This window comes from Paucidesulfovibrio gracilis DSM 16080, from assembly GCF_900167125.1.
Lineage (GTDB): Bacteria > Desulfobacterota > Desulfovibrionia > Desulfovibrionales > Desulfovibrionaceae > Paucidesulfovibrio > Paucidesulfovibrio gracilis.
Genome location: NZ_FUYC01000011.1, coordinates 44,711 through 64,900, shown reverse-complemented (window position 1 = coordinate 64,900; position 20,190 = coordinate 44,711). Strand labels below are relative to the sequence as shown.

The 20,190-nt window shown below is 61.7% G+C and carries 13 protein-coding genes and 1 other RNA gene; 2 read left to right on the top strand and 12 right to left on the bottom strand.

Annotated elements, in window-relative coordinates; genetic code table 11:
* Window positions 1-14: 14 nt before the first annotated feature.
* The 5 genes from B5D49_RS14975 to B5D49_RS10850 form a co-directional block, all read right to left on the bottom strand.
* On the bottom strand, window positions 15-2,240 hold the full coding sequence (locus tag B5D49_RS14975; protein WP_078717728.1) for a methyl-accepting chemotaxis protein: 2,226 nt from the start codon (window positions 2,238-2,240) through the stop codon (window positions 15-17).
* Window positions 2,241-2,403: 163 nt separating this feature from the next.
* Complete coding sequence (locus B5D49_RS10865) at window positions 2,404-4,554, bottom strand: methyl-accepting chemotaxis protein (RefSeq protein WP_159447207.1); 2,151 nt, start codon at window positions 4,552-4,554, stop codon at window positions 2,404-2,406.
* A 162-nt stretch (window positions 4,555-4,716) separates the two neighbouring features.
* Window positions 4,717-7,329 (bottom strand): chemotaxis protein CheA, encoded by a 2,613-nt coding sequence (locus B5D49_RS10860; RefSeq protein ID WP_078717726.1) that lies wholly within the window; start codon window positions 7,327-7,329, stop codon window positions 4,717-4,719.
* Entirely contained in the window at window positions 7,319-8,068 is a 750-nt protein-coding gene (locus tag B5D49_RS10855) for an ATP-binding protein (RefSeq protein WP_159447206.1), read from the bottom strand. The genes B5D49_RS10860 and B5D49_RS10855 overlap by 11 nt, the downstream gene beginning before the upstream one ends.
* 316 nt (window positions 8,069-8,384) lie before the next feature.
* Window positions 8,385-10,466 (bottom strand): sigma 54-interacting transcriptional regulator, encoded by a 2,082-nt coding sequence (locus tag B5D49_RS10850; RefSeq protein WP_159447205.1) that lies wholly within the window; start codon window positions 10,464-10,466, stop codon window positions 8,385-8,387.
* Window positions 10,467-10,814: 348 nt separating this feature from the next.
* On the opposite strand from B5D49_RS10850, the gene B5D49_RS10845 reads away from it, so the two are divergent.
* Window positions 10,815-12,158, top strand: a complete 1,344-nt coding sequence (locus B5D49_RS10845) for a pyrimidine/purine nucleotide monophosphate nucleosidase domain-containing protein (protein ID WP_078717723.1) — start codon at window positions 10,815-10,817, stop codon at window positions 12,156-12,158.
* Between the two features lie 66 nt (window positions 12,159-12,224).
* On the opposite strand, the gene B5D49_RS10840 is transcribed toward B5D49_RS10845, so the two are convergent.
* From B5D49_RS10840 to B5D49_RS10830, 3 genes are all read right to left on the bottom strand, one after another.
* Window positions 12,225-14,921: a bifunctional acetate--CoA ligase family protein/GNAT family N-acetyltransferase gene (locus B5D49_RS10840; protein WP_078717722.1), complete on the bottom strand. Its 2,697-nt coding sequence runs from the start codon at window positions 14,919-14,921 to the stop codon at window positions 12,225-12,227.
* A gap of 470 nt (window positions 14,922-15,391) precedes the next feature.
* Window positions 15,392-15,640, bottom strand: coding sequence for a hypothetical protein (locus B5D49_RS10835; protein ID WP_078717721.1), 249 nt, complete (start codon window positions 15,638-15,640; stop codon window positions 15,392-15,394).
* A gap of 54 nt (window positions 15,641-15,694) precedes the next feature.
* On the bottom strand, window positions 15,695-16,519 hold the full coding sequence (locus B5D49_RS10830; RefSeq protein ID WP_234990704.1) for a phage capsid protein: 825 nt from the start codon (window positions 16,517-16,519) through the stop codon (window positions 15,695-15,697).
* Window positions 16,520-16,900: 381 nt separating this feature from the next.
* Here B5D49_RS10830 and B5D49_RS10825 point away from each other — a divergent pair, with 381 nt between their 5' ends.
* A complete protein-coding gene (locus B5D49_RS10825; protein ID WP_078717719.1) occupies window positions 16,901-17,515 on the top strand; it encodes a tetratricopeptide repeat protein in 615 nt (204 codons plus the stop codon).
* 257 nt (window positions 17,516-17,772) lie between these two features.
* Here the strand turns inward: B5D49_RS10825 and rny are convergent, their stop codons facing one another.
* From rny to B5D49_RS14970, 4 genes are all read right to left on the bottom strand, one after another.
* A complete protein-coding gene (gene rny / locus B5D49_RS10820; RefSeq protein WP_078717718.1) occupies window positions 17,773-19,326 on the bottom strand; it encodes a ribonuclease Y in 1,554 nt (517 codons plus the stop codon).
* Between the two features lie 213 nt (window positions 19,327-19,539).
* Window positions 19,540-19,721: non-coding RNA, 6S RNA (gene ssrS, locus B5D49_RS10815), on the bottom strand.
* A gap of 29 nt (window positions 19,722-19,750) precedes the next feature.
* Entirely contained in the window at window positions 19,751-19,999 is a 249-nt protein-coding gene (locus tag B5D49_RS10810) for a cell division protein ZapA (protein ID WP_078717717.1), read from the bottom strand.
* 12 nt (window positions 20,000-20,011) lie between these two features.
* Window positions 20,012-20,188 carry a hypothetical protein gene (locus B5D49_RS14970; protein ID WP_200806797.1) on the bottom strand — a complete coding sequence of 59 codons (177 nt, stop codon included), beginning with the start codon at window positions 20,186-20,188 and terminating at the stop codon, window positions 20,012-20,014.
* Between the last annotated feature and the right edge of the window lie 2 nt (window positions 20,189-20,190).

The window sequence follows — 20,190 nt, the reverse complement described above, 5'->3', positions numbered from 1 at the left end:
ATTGTTTCTTATTCTTAATACTTCCCGAAGTCGTCGTCCAGCGAGATGGTTTCTTCGGGATCCACCATGCCGCCGTCGTCACCCCAGGAGTCCACCGGGGAGTCGGACTTTCCACTGCCCTGGGGCAGGGAGGGCGTCGGGTTCGGCGCCTGGGGCAGGGGGCGTTCGCCTCCTTCCTGGCGGATGCGGAATCGGCCCGTGACCTCCCGCAACGTGGCGGACTGCGAGGAAAGTTCCTCGGCTGCGGACGCGGTTTCTTCAGCTGTGGCCGTGCTGCGCTGCACCACGGTTTCCACTTGGTGCAGCCCCTGGTTCACCTGGGCCACGCCTTCGGCCTGCTCATTGGATGCGGCCGCGATTTCCTGTACCAGGTCCGCGGATTTGGTCACGTTCTCCACGATTTTGGTCAGGGCTTCGGCGGTTTCCTGGGCGATTTTACCGCCCGTGGCCACGCGGTCGGCCGAGCCTTCGATGAGCTGGGCTGTTTCCTGGGCAGCCTTGGCGCTGCGCGAGGCCAGGGTCCGCACTTCTTCGGCCACCACTGCGAATCCCTTGCCGTGCTTTCCGGCGCGGGCCGCTTCCACGGCCGCGTTCAGGGCCAGCAGGTTGGTTTGGAAGGCGATTTCATCAATGACCTTGATGATTTTGCCGATGGACTGGCTGGATTCGTTGATTTCGCCCATGGCCTCCGTGAGTCTGCCCATGTGTTCCTCACCCTGGGTGGCTGCGGTTTTGGCATGGTCGGAGAGGCGGCTGGCCTGGGCCGCGTTTTCCGCGTTGGTTTTGGTTTGGGAGTTGATCTCCGTAAGGGAGCTGGTGATTTCCTCCAGCGAGGAAGCCTGTTCCGTGGCTCCCTGGGACATGGACTGGCTGGAGTCGGACACCTCGCTCGACCCGGCGGCAACTTGTGCGGCTGCGGTCTGGATTTCGCCCATGGCACCGTTCAGGGAATGGACCATGCGCTCCAGGGCGTTGCCCAGTTCGTCCTTGGGGGAAGCGGGGTGGATTTCCACGGTCAGGTCGCCGTCTGCGATTTTTTTTGCGGCCTGGGCCTTGTCGCGGAAATAGTCCACCATGGAGGCGAAGGCGCGGCCGGCCTCGCCCAGTTCGTCCCCACGCTTGAGCATGCGGTCGCGGGCGTTACGATCCAGCTCCTTCATGTCCACATCGCCGATGGCGGCCAGTTCCGCGCTGCGGGAGATGTATTTGACAGGGCGAGCCAATATGCCCGCCAGCCACCAGATTACGCCCACGGCCACGAGCAGCAGTCCCAGGCCGACCCAGATCATCTTCCAGGCCATGGCCCAGGCCCGGGCCACCACCACGCTGTCGTCGGCCAGCAGGTTGACGGCCCAGGGGCTGCCCGTGCCGATTTTGACGGGGTAGAAAATTTCCAGCACGTCGTCCATGAATTCGTTGCGGATTTTGCCAGCCTGCACGCTTTTGATGTCTTCATCAAAGTCCTCATGCAGGGCTTTGGCGTTCTTGCCGGTCAGGTCGGGCTGGCCGGTGACCCCGGCCAGGGTGCCGTTGTTGGAAATGATGGCCAGGACGCCTGTGCCTTCAAAGAAATCAGCTTCTTCCGCCATGGCGGCGAGGCGTTCCACGGTCACGTCCACACCCACGATGCCGTGGAAGGCGCCGTTGTACATAATGGGCGCGGTCACGGAAACCAACAGGACTTCACGCCCCTGCGCCACGAAGGGAATCGGGTCCACCACGGCGGGCTTGCCCGTGCGTCGGGGATTCAGGTAGTAGCCGCCGTCCTTGGGGTCGTCGTAGCCGTAGAGCGGTTCCGTGGCCAGGCTGCCACCCACGCGGTTCCAGTAGGCCATGAACCGCCCGGTCTCATCATGAGCCGGGGCGTTGACGAACATTTGGTCCTGCCCGTCAAAGGCGTCCGGCTCCCAGAGCGTATACACGCCTTGAAGCTCCGGGTGCCTTTGCAGCACGCTGCGGAGCATGCGCGAGACTTCCTCGCGGCTGGTGGCGAGGTTATCCTCCTTGATGGCGGCAAAGGCGTCGGCCAGGGATTGCGCCATGTTCAGCGGGGCGAGCAGTTCGGATTCCACGCGGCTGGCGTATTCCTTGGCAATGCTCATGGCCTGGTCCCGGGAGCCTTGGACCTGCTGGTCAAACATGGACAGGGAGGCGAAACCCGTAAGGGCCACGCTTACCCCGAGCAGGGCAATGCCCGTCCATGTGGCTATTTTGAACTGAATCCCTTTGGTGAACCGCATAATCCCTCCGTGCTGTGTGCCCCGATGCGGGTTTTTAACGAAAAATAGACGCCGACATCACAACACCGCCGGGCCGGGATCGCCTGGGCGTGATGATCGGCTTCCAGGTTTTCGTCCTGATTCGGAACGGAAGCCTGGAAGCCAATGTATATCATAATCAGGATCAATAGCGACCGAAATCTCCCTCATCCAGGGAAATGATTTCTTCAGGGCGAGCTTGCACGCCTGAAATACTGGTGTTTTTGCGGTTATTATCTGCCGCGCCCGGATCGGCCTTCCGGGGGGGAGACGCAGGGGAGGGCAGCGCGTACATTGGAGAATCGTGATTGGAACTCTGCTCCTCAAGCCGGAATCCATCGAGCAGGCCGTGCAGGTCCGCCGCCTGGTTGGAGAGATGGGACGCGGCTTCGGCAGTCTGTTCGGAACTGACGGTATTTTGGTGGGTCACCTGTTCCACCTGTTGCAATCCCAGGTTTACCTGGGCCACGCCTTCGGCCTGTTCTCCGGAAGCCGCCGCGATTTCCGCCACGAGTTCGGCTGCGCGCCCCACGTCCGTGACAATGCCTTCCAAGGCCTCGGCAGTCTGTCCTGCGATTTCACTGCCGATGCGCACGCGTGAAACCGAGCCTTCGATGAGTTGGGCGGTCTCCTGGGCGGCCTTGGCGCTTCGTCCGGCAAGATTGCGCACTTCGTCCGCCACCACGGCGAATCCCTGGCCGTGCTTTCCGGCGCGGGCTGCTTCCACGGCCGCGTTCAGGGCCAGCAGATTGGTTTGGAACGCGATTTCGTCAATGACCTTGATGATTCGCCCGATGGACTGGCTGGACTCTTCGATTTCTTCCATGGCTTCGGTCATGCGGCCCATGTGGTCCGCACCCTCCCGGGCCTTGTCGCGGGCCTGGATGACCACGTCGCTGGCCAGGGCTGCGTTGTCCGCATTGTTTTTGGTCTGGGAGTTGATTTCCATCATGGAGCTGGAGATTTCCTCCAGGGATCCGGCCTGTTCCGTTGCCCCTTGGGAGAGGGCGCCGCTGGAGTCGGAAACCTGCCGCGCGCCCGAGGCAATACGCAGGGCTGCGGCCTGCACCGTGCCGAGAATGGAGCGCAGTCCCTCGGTCATGCGTTGCAGCGCCTTGCCGAGCTGGTCGCTTTCGGATGCCGGTTCCATGTCGTGGGTGAGATCGCCTTCGGCAATGGCTTCGGCCAGTTCTTCCTTGCGGCGCTGGGCCGTGATGGTGTGCCGGAGCATGCGCATCAGATCGCCCACCTGGTCGCCCCGGTCGAGCATGGCCTGATCCGGTTCCGCACGCAGGTCGCCACGGCTTACGGCGCTCAGGCAGTCCATGGCCGCGCCGATGCCCTTGGTTACGCAGCGCACAATGAGCACGGCGATGAGGCTGCCGAGGAGCACTGCCGCGATGAACCCCACGATGATGGCGGACATGGCCAGGGATTGGGTTTTTTGTGTTGTGCGGGCCTTGGACAAAACCACGCCTTCCAGAGCGCGTTCCGCGGCCAGGGCCAGTTGGTTCATTTCCGCGTCCATGCGGCTGAGTTTGCGCATGGACTGGACCACGGCCTGGTAGTTGACCCAGTAGACCTCGGTTTGCTCACGCACGGTGCGCGCCAAAGCCTCCAGATCCGCTTCGGGTAGCCGGCGTTCCAAGGAGACACAGCGTTTTTGCGTGGAGGCCACCAGCTTGGCCACGCGGTCCAGGTATTCCTGCTTTTCGCGGATGATGTAGTTTTTTTCATGCCGTCTGGCCTGGAGATGCTCCACCAGGATTTCCGTGGCCTGCCCGGCCTGGGACGCGGTCACGGGTCCGTCCGGGCCGCCGGCGTATTCCAGGGCGCGCTGCTCCAGCCGGGATTGCAGCAGCTTGGCCTCCTTGACTGTGGCGCGTGCGGAAAGAACCATCTGCCAGTCCATTTCGGCCCGCAGCTTGTCCTCGGCAACGTACTCCTCAAAGAGGCGGTCGTAATCGCGTACATGGGTGAGCGCCGTGTCGAAGAGTTCGGCCTCTTCGGCTCCGGCTGTGGCGCGCATGGTTTCCAGCTCGCCGAACACCTGTTGCAGGGTGGCGTCGCATTGGGCCACGTGGGTTTTGTCGCCGGACGTCATATAGGTCCGGGCGTGGACCCGGGCCAGTTCAATGAGCCGGTTCAATTCCCCGGCTTCGGTGGCCATGTTCACGGCCTGCTTGATGCGGGTCATGCCAAGGGAGCCTACCGCGCCCACGAGGAGCACGAAGCAAAGCACCACGGCGAATCCCGTTCCGATCTTCCATCCCAGCCCGATTTTCCTGAACAACATTGCATCCTCCGTGCAATCCTTGTCCCAGTGCGGGACAGTGGTGTTCAGGCCGGGCTTCACCCCCTCCCCGGGGGAATACGACATGGCGGCGATCCGTTGGGAGTCGCTTCCGCGTCGTGGTTACGCGTTGATTGGTCCGCCGTCCTCGGCGGTTCGTCCGTTTTAGCCCTCGGACGAAACCGCGTCCATGGCCCCGCGTCCTTCGGCCATGTCGATGAGGGAGCCTACGTCCAGAATCAGACTTACCTCGCCGTTGCCCAGAATGGTGCAGCCGGAGAGTCCCCGTGCATTGCCGAGATAGCTCGGCAAGCCCTTGATCACGGTCTGATGCTGGCCCAGGATCTCGTCGCAGAAGATGCAGACGTTCTTATTGCCCGAGTCCACGATGACCAGAATGCCCTTTTCCAGGTCGTGTACATCGGGTTCCGTTTTATACAATTCGTGCAATCGTACCACCGGGATCATGTCGTCGCGCACTTTGACCACTTCTTGGCCGTCCATGGTCATGGTGACCATTTTCGGCTCGGGCCGGAAGGATTCCCGGATGGAGAGCAGGGGCAGGGTGTATTGGGCCGAGCCGACGCGAATGAGCATGCCTTCGATGATGGCCAGGGTCAGCGGGATGCGCAGCATGACTTCCGCGCCCTTGCCCGCGTTGCTGCGGACGTCCACGCGGCCTTTGAGTTTTTCCAGGTTGCGGCGCACCACGTCCATGCCCACGCCCCGGCCGGAAACGTCTGTGATTTTTTCGGCCGTGGAAAAACCAGCCTCGAAAATCATCTTGAACACTTCGCCGTCCGGGATGTTGGATCCGTCACCTTGGATCAGCCCGTTGGCCATGGCTTTTTTAAGGATTTTTTCCCGCGAGAGGCCGCGTCCGTCGTCACGCACGATGATGAGTACCTCGCCGCCTTCGTGTCGGGCCTCGATGGTGATGATGCCGGTTTCGGCCTTTCCCGCGCCGAGCCGTTCTTCGGGCGGCTCCAGACCATGGTCCACGGAGTTGCGGATGATGTGGACCAGCGGGTCCGCGATCTGTTCGATCACGGTCTTGTCCACTTCGGTATCCTCTCCCACCAGCTCCAGCCGGACTTTTTTCCCGGCCTTGGAAGAAAGGTCGTGCACCAGCCGGATCATTTTGCGGAAGGTGCGCGAGAGCGGGATCATGCGCACCTGCATGGCGATGTCCTGCAGGTCGGCTATGATGCGGCGCAAATTGTGGGCGGAGCGCTCAAAGCCTTCCAGGTGCATGCCCTGAAGGTCTGGATGGCGTGTGGTCATGCTTTCGGCGATGACCAGTTCCCCCACCAGGTTGATGAGTACGTCCAGTTTTTCCAGGTCCACGCGAATGTCCCGCCGTTCCAGTTTTTTTAACGGGGCGGCCTTTTTGGCCTTGGGCGGTGTTTTTTTCCCGGCGGGCCGGGTCTCGGTCCCGGCATCGGTCCCGGCACCGGTCTGCTCTGGTTTGTCCGGGGTGGGCAGCAGTCCGGCCAGCTCGTCCACCAGCTCGTCCACGCTGTCCATGGTCAGCTTGCCGTCGTTGGAGATCTCGTTCACGCCCAGGCGCAACGTATCCAGTCCGCGCATGAGGCTGTTGCGATCATTTTCCCGCCGGGGAACCGTGCTGCTTTTGAAATGGTCCAGCACGGTTTCCATGGTGTGGCTGACGCGCTCCAGGGACTTGAATCCCAGCAGGCCGCAGTTGCCCTTGAAGCTGTGGATCAGGCGGAAGGCCTCGTTCAGGGACTCCTCGGCCTTGTCCGGATCGTCGAAAATTTCCATGAGCGCCTGTTCCGCGCCGTCCAGGGTTTCGTCGGCCTCGGTGGCGAACTGGTCGACCATTTCTTCGGTGATCGGCAGTTGGAGTTCGTCCATGATGTTGGCCGGAAATTCCTCTGGTGCGGGCGTGGGCGTGGGCGCGGGTTGTTCCGGGGGGGCGGGTTCCGCTTCCTGCGGCGGAGCCTCCGGCTCGGGCGCGGCCAGGGCCGTGCTGCCTGCACGTTCGGCCTCGGCGGTGAGCTGGGTGCGGTCCACCACGGTGATGCGATCCATGGGCAGGCCCACGGCAAATTCAATGGTTTCCGGGCCGATGATGGAGGAGTAGAGCAGCTCGTACCAGAGCGGCCCTTCGGGGACGCCTTTTTTCAGGTCCGTGTCCACGCTTTCCAGGCGGGCTTCCAGAATTTCGCCCGTGCTGGAGAGGCGCTTGATGAGCGTGAGCGGTCCTTCGCCCTTTTCGCTGGAGACCTCGGCCAGGTCGTACTTGAGAACGTAGATGAATTCGTGATTTTTCGGAATGTTCCGCAGGGTCAGGGGCGTTATTTCAAAGCCGGTTTGCTTGCCGCCCTGGTCTGTCACGGCCACGTCCTCCTGGTCGCTCTGGCCGGGGATATGCCCTTCCAGCAGCGTCTTGAGTCGGCCGTGTTCCTCGCTGATGTCCATATCATTGCTGTTTTCGATGTCTGCCAGCAGTTCATTGAGTTTGTCCACGCCTGCAAGCAGTCCTTCGATGATCTCGTCGGTGACGGGGATTACGCCCGAGCGCAGGGAGGAGAGCAGGGTCTCCATGATGTGGGCCAGCTCGCTGATGCAGGAGAACTGGAGGAACCCGGCACCGCCCTTAATGGAATGCGCGGCCCGGAAAATTTTGTCGATCAGCGACGGTTCCGGCGCCTCTTTCTGGCCGCCGAGCAGCAGGAAGTCGTCCTCGATGTTTTCGAGGTGCTCCTGGGCCTCAATCACGAATTCTTCGACGATGGAAGGATCATTGCCCATCTTTCCCGTCCTCTTCAATGACGCTGTAAACGCGGCTCAGCCTGGTGAGGTGGAACATTTCCCGGATGTCCTCGCTGGCGTTGACCACTTCCAGAAGATTATCCTCGTCCCGCTTGGCCACCATGTTGGCAAAGATCACAAAAATGGACAGGGCCACGGAGTCGATGTCCGACACATGGGAGAGATCGAAGCGAAACCGGGTACGCCCTTCGTCCAGACAGCTGACCAACAGGGACCGAAACGGTTCGGCCACCGAGGAGGAAAGGTCGCCCGTGGGGGTGATACACTGCACGCCGTCCTCTTCGTCGGTCTCGAAAAGCGTCTCACGTTTGACGGTGAGGTAGGCCAGCACGACGGATCCGTTGTCCTCGAACAGCAATTCGTCCGCATAGGCATTGACCATGGGCAGGCCGCGATTGCGTTCCTGGTTGGGATCCTCGGACAGGCGCAGATCCAGGGCGCTGTGGTCGAACCCCTCGCCCTTGTCTTCCACCCGGACGAGAAAGCGAAGCTCGCCCACGGACTCCACCCGGACCTTGACCATGTGGTCCTGCTCCCCGGCGTTGCCGTGTTCGATGGCGTTGTTCACCAGCTCCCGCAAAATCAGTCCCAACCCGGGGGACCGCTCCACGCCCTGTTCCCGGACGTATTTCCGGGCCTGCTCCACAACCTGGTCCACAAGACGCAGGTCTGAAGGCAATTCCATCGTGATTCCGTCCTGATCGTGCTCCACGTGCATTGATACACCCCTCTGCCCGGCCTTGTCGCACAAGTGCCGCTCGATTCCAAATCTGAATGGTTGGACCGTACTCCGCAGGTCGGAGCCGATGGTCCGCTTATCGGCAACATCTCGCCATTGCTCAAGAGGCAACGCAAGATCAATGCCGTTTTTTTCTTGTTTCCCGCCGGATGCCATGTTGGTGCACGGCAGGGGGGAAAACGGTTCTTACCCCATTGAATACGGATTTTTTCAAGAAAAGGAAACCGCATTATTACATGGATCGCGCAAAATCATGCGCCTCGTACCGTTTGTGAGACCCGCAACGCGCATGATGTTACGTGGAAATTCCATAATCCCGCAACCGTTTATATAACGTGGTGCGGCTGATGCCCAGCATCCGGGCTGCCGTGGATTTGTTCCAGTGGTTTTTTTTCAAGGTGTCGAGGATGCGTCGTCTTTCCCGGGCATTGTCCCGGGGCGTGTGGTCCGAAAGGGGCGCTTTGCCCGAAAGAATATCCTGTGGCAGGTCTCCGGCCCGGAGCGTGGATTCCGTGCAAAGGGCGCAGGCGTGCTCCAGGGCGTGGCGCAGTTCGCGAACGTTGCCGGGCCAGGAATGGCCTTGCAGAGCGCGCAGGGCGCCGTCGTCCAGGCCGTGAACGTGTTTTTGGAACCTGTGGGAAAAGCGTTGCGCAAAGGTGTGGGCCAGGGTCGGGATGTCCTCGGTGCGTTCCCGTAACGGGGGCAGCCGCAGTTCCATGACTTTGAGCCGGTAGTAGAGATCAGCCCGAAACAGCCCCTGGCTTACACGGGCGGCAAGGTCCGTGTTTGTGGCGGCCACCACGCGAACATCGGCGCGACGCGTGCGCGATTCTCCGAGGCGCTCGTATTCCCGGCTTTCGAGAAAGCGCAGCAGATGGCGCTGTGTGCCGGGAGAAATGTCGCCGATTTCATCCAGAAACAGGGTGCCGTTTCGGGCGGTTTCGATGCGTCCCGCCCTGTGGCGTATCGCGCCGGTGAAGGCACCTCGGACATGGCCGAACAGTTCCGCATTGAGCAGATTTTCCGAGAGGGCGGCGCAGTTCACCTTGACCAGCGGACCGTGGTGCCGGGGGCTTTGCGCGTGGATGGCCTCGGCCACCAATTCCTTGCCCGTGCCGGATTCTCCGGTGATCAGTACGGTGGAGTCCACCGGACCAACCTGTTGCACGGCGTCAAAGATTCGGCGCATGGCCGGACCTGACCCCACCATGCCGTGAAACTCCCCGCGTTCGCCCAGGCGTTGTTCCAGCTGCGTGATCCGGGTGATGTCGCGCAGCACAAGCACCGCCCCCAGGTTTTGACCGGCTTCGTCCAGCAGGGGGGAGGCGTTGATCGTGACCACTCGGCCCTGTCCGCCCTCCCGTTCCCTCCGGGACAGTTCCCGTCGGTGGTCCCGCACCGGGCCGGACGTGGCCAGCACCGTGCGGGCGAGCTGGACGCAGATGCGGGCCAGGGGATGGTCCGAGGTTGTAAGGTCGCGACCCCGACGGAATCCTGGGCCGCCGGGCCACTGGAGGGCCGCCTCATTCACCCGCCGAACCTTGAGGTCGCGGTCCAGGGTGACGATGGCTTCCGAGATGCTCCGAAAGGCCGCTTTGAGGTCGCCGAGCACCCGTTCCTTTTCCTGCACCGCGCTGTGGGTTTTGGTTATGTCCTGGGCGTAGACGGCCAGGCGGTCGTACGATCCGTCGGCCCGCGCCAGAGGGTAATAGCTGATGGCAAAGCGTCGGCCCCGGTGTTCGTCCTCAAAACGCACGGCTTGTCCCGAGGCGTAGGCCTGGTCAGCCTGTTTCCGGCGGTACGCCGTGATTTCCGGGTTCATGCCCAGGTCGTCCACATTCGTATCCTTCAGCTCTGCCAGGGGCAGCCCCAGGCGGTCCGCCAAGACCTGGTTGGCATAAAGGATGGTTCCGCCCCGTCGAACCAGCAGCAGGGATTCCGTGACCGCTTCCAGCAGTCCGTGCAGGTTGTGCTCCTGCTCCTGCCGTTCTTCCAGCAGACGTTCCCGCTCGCGCAGCACCGCGGCGTGGTTTTGGGCGAGTTGCAGCAGGGGCGGCAGGGTCTCGGGCGGCGCGGGCCAGGGCAGCACATGAAACGCACCGGCCCGCATGGCCTGCTCCGTGTATTTCGTGCCGGGCGTGGCCGTGGTGAGCAGCAGAGGGACCGTGGGAAAGGCCGCGGTGAAGCGCGATATGTGTTGGAGCCGCTCCAGGGGGAGGGCAGGACAGAAGACCAGGTCCGGAGTCCGCGGGCCGCAGTGGGCCGCCGTGTCCAGCCGGGGCGCGGTCCGGACGCGCTGTCCGCATTGCGTCAGGGCGCGGGCAAGTTGCGCCCCGGTGTCGGCGTGGTAGTCGGTCAGCACAATTTGCGCGCCCATGCGTCTCCTCTTTGCCGTGCGTGTTTGTGCCTCGCAGGGCAGCGTTCGGGGGTGTGTCCGTGCCATGCGGGGGTCGGGAAAATCCTACCGTAAAGCCCGCACAAGGAAAAGCCGGGACCAGCAGGTTGTCCGAAAACGGGAAACCGCGTGGCCGCGTTGAACAATGTCAATTATTGCATGCCTGGAGTCCGCAGCAGGCGTGGGCCGCCGCACGCCTGGGCGTTTCCCGTCTTTGCACGGCGGCGGGTTGACTTTTTTATCGGGCGGCCGCGAAATATTGCCAGGTTTCGCGCCTTGGGGTAGAGCAGAACCTTTCTTCCGCAACCACAGCAAGGACGGGACACCGCCATGCATTCCACCGTGACCATTCCCATCATCAACCGGCAGCTCGGCGTCACAGAACTCACCGAACGCGAAGCCGGGCGCATCCGTACCGCCCTGGACACCCCGGACCACAGGCTCGTGGAGATCGTGGGCGCGCTCATCAATATCCACAAAAAGGATTACAACGATACCCGCGCGGTGCGGGTGAAGTTCCGCGACATGCAGGTTCGCGTGGAACGCAAGAACGGGGATTACGTCCTGGTCTGCACGGGCGTGCCGCGTGACTGCCTCTACGACGGGGAACACGTCATTGAACAGTCCGTGGAGCAGGTGTCCTCGGCCCTGCGGGACATCGTGTTTCCGCCGCCCGGGTCGGGAAGCGCCACCTCTGAGGAGCGCTCCGCCTACGTGAAGAAGTTTGTGGAGCATGCGGGATTGCTTTATCGCGGGGAACGCGGCCTGGTTGCCTTCACCTGGGGCGGACATCGCGTCTCCCGCGAGGAGTATGATTTCGCCAAGTCCGTGGCCTACTGGCTGGGGCTGTTTTTGCCGGACATGGAAAACATCACCGGTTGCGGTGAAGGCATCATGAAGGCGCCCTTCAAGGGCGTGCAGGTGGCCTACGGCAAGCAGCGGACTTTCCGGCGCTTCGGGCTTCGGGACTACATCGGATTTACCGAGCAGGGCATCCTGGCGGCCGAGGCGCCCAACGAGCTGGTGAACCGGCTGCTGGTCTTTCCTACCATTGAACAGCGCATGGAGGCGTTTATCCGCGCCTCGCACCGGGGGCGCGCCCATCCCGGCGGTCCCGGCACCATTGAGGAGATCATGACCATGCTGGCCGTGCTCTCCACGCCCGGCAACGAAAAGATTCCCTTTTCCTTCGAGCTGGTGGAGGAGTCGGGCGGCCGGTACTTCAAGCAGTTGGATGAATACCTGACCCTCTGCTTCAAGGACTCCCTGGACGGATTGTACGAGGTGTTCTGCTGCGATCCCCAGACCTACGCCCGCCACGTGGCCGAAACCACGCGCAAGCTGTCCATGCGCTACCTCTGGAACGACAATTTCTTTTTTGAGGAACGGCTCCAGCATCCCTTTGAGGTAACCTTTGAGAGCATGGAGGCGCTGGACCTCTCCCGGGACCAGGAGGCGTTCTCCCTGCTCATCAACCTGCGCCGGTTCTTTTCCGCTGTGGTGCATCTCAGCGTCAAGGATCCGGACATGCTCGACGCCTGGGGGGATGAGCGTCCGTTGATCCGCGGGGACAAGGACATCCTGCGGGCCACGGACGAACTGGTGCGCAAGCTGGAGCGGCAGGGCCGCATTCATGAGGATGTGAAATACGCCCGGCCCTACCGTGTGGAATAACGGTCCGACCGGGCGCTGACGAATCATTCTGGCGGGGCGAGGCTCCGTGTGGCGGCTGGTTCGGGATCAGCCCTGGTCCGCGAGGTGCAGCTCCATGTTCACGAGCTGGCTGTCTTCGGGATCCGTGCTGATCTCAAAGCCGAACTTGCGGGCCAGCCCCTGCATGCCCTGGTTTTCCATCATGGTTTGGCCCACCAGTTTGCTGGTACCGCGTTCGCGGGTGTAATCGATGGATTTTTTGAAGAGCATGGAACCCAGACCCATGCGCTTGAGATCCGAGCGGACCACGATGGCGAATTCCGCCTCGCTGTTGTCGGAGCGGGTGATGGTGCGCGAAACGCCGATGGTTTCAGCTTCGCCCTGTTCCTTTTGCTGCTGGGCGATGAAGGCCATTTCCCGGTCGTAGTCGATCTGGGTGAACCCGGCCAGATCCTTGTGGTCGAACTCCCGGCGCACCACGCCGAAAAAGCGCAGCCTGAGGTCGTCGTCGGACAGGCTGGCCAGGAATTCCCGGTGGGCTGGTTCGTCTTCGGGCCGGATGGGGCGGATCGTGATTTTTGTCCCGTCGTTGAGTACCACGCATTCTTCCAATTCCCGCGGATAGGGGCGGATGGCCAGTCGGCGTGCACCGTCCCCCTCGTATGGGACGATGGTGATGCGGGCCGTGAGCGCGAGCACGCCGAGTTCGTCGGCATAGAGCGGGTTGATGTCCAAACGCAGAATCTGTGGCAGGTCGATGAGCAGCTGGGAAACCTGGATCAGGGTCAGGCAGATATCGTCCAGATCCGCGGCCACCATGCCGGGCGTGCCCTTGAGCAGCCGGGAAATACGGGTTCGGGAGATCAGCTCCCGGGCCAGGCTCATGGACAGGGGTGGCAGGGCCACGGCGCGGTCCATGATGATTTCCCGCGACATGCCGCCATGCCCGAAATACATGATCGGCCCGAAGACCGGGTCCGTGCTGGAGGAGACGAACAATTCGTGGGCTCCGGGGCGGCGGCCCATTTTCTGTACGGTAAAGCCCTCGATGTAGGCGTCCGGCCGTTCTCGGGAGACTCTTCCCAGGATGTTGGCCGCGCCTTCCCAGACCTGTTCCGGGGTTTCCAGATCCAGGAGCACGCCGCCCACGTCGTAGGGCTGGGCGATCTGCGGGGAGCGCAGCTTCAGGGCCACGGGGTAGCCCAGCTCGTCCGCGGCAATGACCGCGTCGCGGGCCGAGACCGCGAGCCGGGTTTCCACCACCGGAATGCCGTAGGCCGCGAGAACATTCTTGGCTTCTGGTTCCGAGAGCGTGTCCCGGCCGTCCGCCAGTGCGTGTTCAACAATGTCCCGTGCGGCCATGGTATCCGGGAAAAAGTCCGTGGGCAGGGAGTCCGGCGTCTCCATGAGCATTTCCTGGTTGCGCCGGAATTCCACCATGTAGAGGTAGGCGCGGATGGCCTTGTCCGGGGTATCGTAGGTGGGAACACCCGCATTGCGGAAAATATCCCGCGCGCGTTCGGCCTTGCCCAGGCCGAGCCAGCAGGCAAAGACCATGCGCCGCACCCGTTTCAGGGAGTCGGCCAGCGCCTGGGCCACTTCCTCCTCGTCCAGCCCGGCAAAGGGAACATGCATGGTCAGCACCGCGTCCACGCCCTTGTCCTTGAGCAGCACGCGCACCAGGTCCGCGTATTCCTTGCCCGAGGCGTTGAAGGGGATGTCCACGGGGTTGGAGCGCGACCATTTGCCGCCCAGGATGTCGTCCACTTTGGCCTTGGTGTCGTCCGAGAGCCGTGCCAGGGAGCCGCCGCCCATGAGCAGGGCGTCCGCCGCCAGGATTCCGGCGGAAACCCCGTTGGTCACAATGGCCAGCCGGTTGCCGCGCACGGGTTTGATGTCCGCCAGAGTACGCGCCGCGTCAAACAGGCCGTCGATGGTGTCCACGCGGAGCATGCCTGCGCGCCGGAAGGCCACGTCGTAAATTTCATCGGAAAGTTTCATCCCCTCCAGGCCCACGTCCCGGCATTCGCGCAGCACGGTCTCCATGGCCTGCCCGGGCCGGATCACGAGCACGGGCTTGTTGCGCGAGGCGGCTCGCGCCGCGGACATGAAGTCCCGCGCATCGCAGACGCTTTCCACGTAGAGCAGGATGGAGCGGGTCAGCGGATCACCGGCCAGATAGTCGAGCACGTCCGAAATATTCACGTCCACGCGTGCGCCCAGGGCCACCATGTGCGAAAAGCCGATGCCCTGGCCTCTGGCCCAGTCCAGCACCGCGGTGAACAGGCTGTCGGATTGGGAGATGAATGCGGTTTTTCCGGGCGGAATCGTGGCGTGGGCGAGGCTGGCGTTGAGGTTGATGCCCGGGGCCATGAAGCCCAGGCATTTCGGGCCGAGCACGCGCATGGACGGACTTTCCGCCGCCTCCAGAATTTCGTTGCGCAGTTTCATGCGCTCGTCCATGTCCATGCCCTGGAATCCGCCGATGAGCATGACGGCGCGGGCGCCGATGGCCCGCAACTGGGCGATGATGTCCGGAGCTTCGGTCACGGGCCGCGACACAATGGCCAGGTCCGGCGCTTTGGGCAGCTTGGCAATGCCCGGATAGGTGAGCACGCCGGAGATGGCTTCGATGTTTTGGCTCACGGGCATGACCGGACCCATGAAGCCGCCGCCCATGATGTTGCGCATGATGATGTTGCCGGGATTGGTCGGTTCGTTGGTGGCGCCGATGACCGCGATGGACTTGGGGCTGAAGAGGTGTTCCAGATTGATGACGCTCATGTGCTTCCCCGTGTGGACCGAATTGTGGTTTTCAATGTTGCTATGGACGTAGCAGATTCGGGGAGGGATGGAAATTGGAATCCGGGGATGCCCTCACCCCCGGAAGGGGAAACCAAGCGTTGCCGCGCCCTTGATCGGGATATTTTTTGTGCGTTGTGGGCGTTTTCTATTGCGGAACGGGCCGTTCTTGCGGCTTAAACCCGTAACCCAGGTCCAGTACCGTGCAACTGCCGTCCGCGTTGCGGCGTATAAGCCGGCCGGAAGCAAGCCGCTGTGTCGGGAGCGCCCGGCAGTCTGCGGCCCGCCTGGTCCGGGAAGGTGATTTCGGCCTGTCCAGGGAAGGACCATCGGTGTTCCCGGGATATTGCTGCATGGTGTTCTCCAGGTGCGTTGGTGTGAGTCGCGCTCGGCATTGTCTGTGGATTGCGGGGCGGGCGTGTTGCCCGCCCCGGTTGCAGGATAAACGGATCTTAGCCCAGGGCGCGCATGACGCATCCTTCGCCGGAAAGGTCGGCCACCAGCGCGTTCAGCGCCGGAGTCCCGGCCGCATCGCTCACGCAGAGCACGATGTCGCCTCCGGAAAGGGAATAATGATCCACGGCCGGGTCGAAATAGCCCGGGGTCTGCGCATCAGAGGGCGTGTCGTCCGTGCGGTAGAGAAAGAGCTGCTGGCCGGGCACGCCGCCCATGAGCCGCATTTGGTCCGAATTATAAGCCATGATTGGTTCTCCTTGGCGTTGCGTTATTGGACGTTGCTATATGGGGATGTTGTCTTATTGGATGACCGCATCGTCGTTGCAGCGGATTTCCACCACGCCGTCCGCGTCGATCAGGCAACTGCCTGCGCAGAGCATGTGGTCCACCAGATGGGCGGCCTTTTCCGGCACCCAGTCCACAAAGGCCTTCACTTCCTGGGCTTCGGCCAGGCCCACGGCATTTTTGTGATACAAAAAGCAGCTGCGCACGCCGTCCGTGAGCGGCAGGCCCGTGTGGAACAGCCAGGTGATGCCCAGCCAGCGGCGGGACTCGGTTCCCTTGAGCCAGGCGTATTGCTCGCCCGCGTAGTCCGCGCTTTTGAACTCGCTGATGTCCAGCAACTCGTTCCACTGATGCGCCCCCACCACGGCGAAACGCTGTCCGTCGTCCGGCACGTCCCCGGCGTTGAGCGTGCCGAAGCCACGCAGGATTTTGTCCTTGGTCAGGCCCGTGCCGCCGTCCTCCAACACGTTGGTGGCCTTGGAGAGCTTGCCGATGACGAGTTCGTCGATCTTTCGGCCCAAGGCCCAGGCTCCGGCATTGGCCGCGATGAGACGTTCGTCCGTGTTGGTGCGCACTTCATCCAGCTTGTCCACGTAGTCGGCCGCGTACCAGTCTTCCAGCGTGCAGTTCACGGTGCCGCGGCTCACGTTCATCAGCGGCACGTTCCCATGGCGCGTTTTGAGTCCGGCCGCGCCCTTGCCGGATTTTTGGAATACGCAGCGCGAACCCTTGACACCGGTCTTGAGTCGCACGGTGTTGCGTAGTTTGGAGCCGCGCTGCTGGTAGGCCAGATGCACGTCCGTGCAGTATTGCGTCACGAACGCCTTGCTGATTTCCATGGTCACAATGGGTACCCTCCTGGGTCGTTTGGGTTGATGCAATGCGCCGCAAGGTGTCCCGTTGCGCATGCGGGGAGGGTTTCCGCCGTTCCTTGGCGGGCGTTGACCGCATGCCCGGGGCCGGGCGTGAACACAGCATAGCCCCGGTATGGCGCATGGGATGAAAACAGAAGGGAATCGGACTGGAAAAAGATAAAAATACCCTGTTGACAGGGGAACCGGGCAGAAAAAGAGTTATTCGATACAATCCAATCAAACCTTGTCCATGGTCATGGTTTTCATGTATCCTGCTCAAACGGGCGTGTGCGCGTTGTGCCTCACTCACCCGCGTTGCGAAGGCGATCCCAAAGACACGAACATTTTTCATATACGGGGGCACCCATGAACAAACACACCAAAGTGAAAGTGGATCCAGTGGTGCGGCGCAATACCGCCGTGCTGCTGGCCGTGGCTACCTTTCTCGGCGGATTATTCCTTGGCTTCAACATCAGCTTTTTTCTCAACGCCGAACGTCAAACCACGCATCCGGTCCCGGCCATGGAGCATGCGGCCCAGGCTCCCGCTGCCGTGGGACCGGATCTGCAACAGCTTGAAAAACAGGCCCAGGCCAATGACCAGGAGCCTCACGCCTGGTTTGACCTGGGGAATGCGTATTACGATACCGGGCAGGCCGCCAAAGCCATTGAAGCGTATCAACGGGGATTGGCCCTGGCCCCGGACCATGCGGACGTGTGGACCGACCTGGGCGTGATGTACCGGCAGACGCAACAGCCGGAAAAGGCCGTGCAAAGCTTTGACCGGGCCATCCAGGAACAGCCGGGACACCAAACCGCGCTGTTCAACAAGGGCATTGTGTTGTTTTTTGATCTGGACGACAGAGACGGGGCTGTTGCGGCCTGGGAGAGCCTTCTGCGTATCAACCCGCAGGCGCAAACACCGGACGGAAAACCATTGCGTGATCTGGTGGAGCGCATCAAAGCCGGGGAAGCAATGTAGCCGCCGGGTAGAGAAAGCGGAGTGCTTTCGGCGACGAGGAGGCCCGCACCCCCTGGATTCCTGTTTCCCGGACTCGCGTTTGCGCGCGGCCAGGGGCGAACAGCGGATCAGCGTCTGGTGGGTGGAGAGGTAAAGTAGGGCGGCAGTGCGTCGCCATGTTGCCCTAAGCTGGGAACGGTCATGGGGGAAAAAGTTTGAGGGGAATCCCTTTCCGAAGAAAGGGATTCCCCTCATGAATTGTACAAATTCGGCTGACGCTACTTGGCGTAGCCCACGGCGCGTTTTTCGCGGATCACGGTCACCCGGATCTGGCCGGGGTAGGTCATGTTGTTTTCGATTTTGTCGGCAATGTCTTTACAGAGCAGGTAGGTGCCGTCGTCTTCCACGCGGTCGGAATCGACCATGACGCGGATTTCCCGGCCCGCTTGAATGGCGTAGGCCTTGGTCACGCCCTTGAATCCGGTGGCGATGCCTTCCAGTTCTTCCAGGCGCTTGACGTAATTTTCAAGCAGTTCCTTGCGTGCTCCGGGCCGTGCGCCGGACAGCGAGTCCGCGGCCTGCACCAGGTTGGCCAGGATGGACTGCGGCGGAATGTCTTCATGGTGCGCGGCAATGGCATGCACGATGGCTTTGGATTCGCCGTGTTTTTTGGCCAGGTCCGCGCCGATGGTGGCGTGCGGTCCTTCGATTTCGTGGTCCACGGCCTTGCCGATGTCGTGCAGCAGTCCGGCGCGTTTGGCCTGTTTTTCATCCAGGCCGAGTTCCGCGGCCATGATGCCACAGAGGAAGGCCACTTCCAGGGAGTGCTGCAGCACGTTCTGGGAGAAGCTGGTGCGGTACTGGAGTTGCCCCAGCAGTTTGATCAGGTCGGGGTGGATGCCGTGCACGCCCACGTCAAAGGTGGCCTGCTCGCCGATTTCCCGCAGTTTGACTTCCAATTCCTGCTGGACCTTGTTCACGATGTCTTCGATGCGCGCCGGGTGGATGCGCCCGTCGTGGATGAGCCGCTCCAGGGCGAGCTTGGCCACTTCGCGCCGCAGCGGGCTGAACGCGGAAAGCACCACGGTTTCCGGGGTGTCGTCGATGATCAGGTCCACGCCGGTGGCGGCTTCCAGGGCGCGGATGTTGCGTCCTTCGCGGCCGATGATCCGGCCCTTCATGTCCTCGGAGGGCAGGGTCACGGCGGTGACGGTATGCTCCCCAGCATATTCGCCCGCGTAGCGTTGTAGAGCCAGGGAAAGGATTTCCTTGGCTTTTTTGTCCGAGGTTTCCTTGGCTTCCATCTCAATGGCGCGGATCATTTTTCCGGCTTCGTGCCGCGTGCGCGACTCGATTTCGGTCATGAGCCGTTCCCGGGCTTCTTCCGCGGTCAGGCCGGAGATTTCCTGGAGTTTGCGATCGTGTTCGTCCCACTGCTTGTCCAGGTCCATTTGGCGGTCTTCAAGCTCTTTTTCCAGCTTGATGAGCCGTTTTTCCATCTGGTTGACTTCCGATTCCTTGCCGGCGACCTTTTCAAGTTTGCCTTCCAGGCGTTCTTCTTTTCCTTGAAGCCGTGCTTCTTGCTTTTTCAGCTCGTTTTCACGGTTTTTGAATTCTTTTTCTTGTTCTTTTTTCTGAGCGTAAATTTCATCCTGGGCCTGAAGCCGCAACTCTTTTCGCAGGGCATCGGCTTCTTTTCGGGACTCTTCCACGATGCGTCGGGCAAGCTCGTTGGCGTCCCCCACCTTTTTCGCGGAGATATGTCTATGCAGCAGGTATCCCGTGCCACTTCCGGCCACGAGTCCCACCAGGGCAAACAGCGCTTCCAACATGGCGCACTCCTTGGTGATATGTTGACAGGTCCACACCTGATATTTCACCTCGTGCGTGGGACGCACGGGCGGTTGTCACTCGCATTCGGTGGGCGCGTGAGGAAGGGTACGGCCAAAGAGCCGCATGGCGGGATTTGGAGAGTGTTCGGCAATGCCGATTCGGGCGGGCGCTCACCTTTTTACAGGTGGCCCGCCGTTATCGTCAGAACAAAGCGGAACCCCGGGAGGCCGTGTTGCCGTCAGTTTTGAACCTGGTTTGACCAGGTGGGCTCCGCCGGCCACCATCAGGCTTCCCGACATAGCCGGGCATGCACACAGGTTGGCTCGGGCTTGGATCCCGTTTTGAGTGTATTGGCTCAAAAACCATCGGACAATCACCAACTCCCCAGGGTATTTGCCTTTTGAACCGGACTATTTGTCCGGATTATCTCTCCAAGAGCTCGCCGATTCGATCTTCCATCTGCCTTCGGGCGGCTTCGGACTCCAAAAAGTCGTCGGCCAGGCCGAGGGCCACGCACGCGAGCAGCTTATCTTTGCTGATGCTGCCACCGCTCTTGCTCAAGCTGTTCACTCGCTCTTCAAGCAGGGCCTTGGCGGCTTCGATGCGGTCCGCTTCAGCGTCGGTCCGGAACGTGACTTCCAGCCCACACAGGGAAAGGGAATAGCGCGGCATGGCACGGTCCCCTTATCCGGACTGTTCCTCGATCCGCTCCAGGAGGCGTTCGATGCGCGATTGCACCTGCCGCCTGTTGTCGGTTTCCTGCTCGACCAGTGCCGTAAGGCGTTGGTTTTCTTCCTCCAACGTCTTTATTTTGTTTAGCATCTCGTCAAACTTTGATTCCAGCCGAGCAATGATTTCCATGG

What these genes read in the sequence shown, in the direction of transcription:
- B5D49_RS14975 (WP_078717728.1), bottom strand. Translation starts at nt 2,240, where the DNA reads ATGCGGTTCACCAAAGGGATTCAGTTCAAAATAGCCACATGGACGGGC.
- B5D49_RS10865 (WP_159447207.1), bottom strand. Translation starts at nt 4,554, where the DNA reads ATGTTGTTCAGGAAAATCGGGCTGGGATGGAAGATCGGAACGGGATTC.
- B5D49_RS10860 (WP_078717726.1), bottom strand. Translation starts at nt 7,329, where the DNA reads ATGGGCAATGATCCTTCCATCGTCGAAGAATTCGTGATTGAGGCCCAG.
- B5D49_RS10855 (WP_159447206.1), bottom strand. Translation starts at nt 8,068, where the DNA reads ATGCACGTGGAGCACGATCAGGACGGAATCACGATGGAATTGCCTTCA.
- B5D49_RS10850 (WP_159447205.1), bottom strand. Translation starts at nt 10,466, where the DNA reads ATGGGCGCGCAAATTGTGCTGACCGACTACCACGCCGACACCGGGGCG.
- B5D49_RS10845 (WP_078717723.1), top strand. Translation starts at nt 10,815, where the DNA reads ATGCATTCCACCGTGACCATTCCCATCATCAACCGGCAGCTCGGCGTC.
- B5D49_RS10840 (WP_078717722.1), bottom strand. Translation starts at nt 14,921, where the DNA reads ATGAGCGTCATCAATCTGGAACACCTCTTCAGCCCCAAGTCCATCGCG.
- B5D49_RS10835 (WP_078717721.1), bottom strand. Translation starts at nt 15,640, where the DNA reads ATGGCTTATAATTCGGACCAAATGCGGCTCATGGGCGGCGTGCCCGGC.
- B5D49_RS10830 (WP_234990704.1), bottom strand. Translation starts at nt 16,519, where the DNA reads ATGGAAATCAGCAAGGCGTTCGTGACGCAATACTGCACGGACGTGCAT.
- B5D49_RS10825 (WP_078717719.1), top strand. Translation starts at nt 16,901, where the DNA reads ATGAACAAACACACCAAAGTGAAAGTGGATCCAGTGGTGCGGCGCAAT.
- rny (WP_078717718.1), bottom strand. Translation starts at nt 19,326, where the DNA reads ATGTTGGAAGCGCTGTTTGCCCTGGTGGGACTCGTGGCCGGAAGTGGC.
- B5D49_RS10810 (WP_078717717.1), bottom strand. Translation starts at nt 19,999, where the DNA reads ATGCCGCGCTATTCCCTTTCCCTGTGTGGGCTGGAAGTCACGTTCCGG.
- B5D49_RS14970 (WP_200806797.1), bottom strand. Translation starts at nt 20,188, where the DNA reads ATGGAAATCATTGCTCGGCTGGAATCAAAGTTTGACGAGATGCTAAAC.